Origin of the sequence: Bartonella sp. B10834G3 (genome assembly GCF_016102505.1) — a bacterium.
GTDB lineage: Bacteria > Pseudomonadota > Alphaproteobacteria > Rhizobiales > Rhizobiaceae > Bartonella > Bartonella choladocola.
In genome coordinates this window covers 1-201 of the sequence record NZ_JACFOM010000032.1, presented here as the reverse complement: position 1 = coordinate 201, position 201 = coordinate 1, and the positions used below count along the sequence as shown (strand labels likewise).

Genomic DNA, 201 nt, shown 5'->3' with positions numbered 1-201 from the left:
GAAGGGTCATAGTCTATCGGATTGCCAAACTTATCTTTGGCCACAAGAGTAAGCGTTGCATTCTGACCAGCTACAATAGTCTGGTTGTCGAATTGAAAGCTGGAATTGCCTTTTCCCGTATCGATCTCACCGGCGGTCAATGTCACTTCCGCTTCAAGAGTTCCAACAGCAACAGAAGAAACCTTCGGTGTAATTTTATAA

The 201-nt window shown here is 44.3% G+C and carries 1 protein-coding gene; it reads right to left on the bottom strand.

Annotated features, from left to right (window positions below):
* Positions 1 to 201 (bottom strand): hypothetical protein (locus H3S94_RS11815; protein WP_198241190.1); only part of this gene is annotated, 201 nt, incomplete at both ends.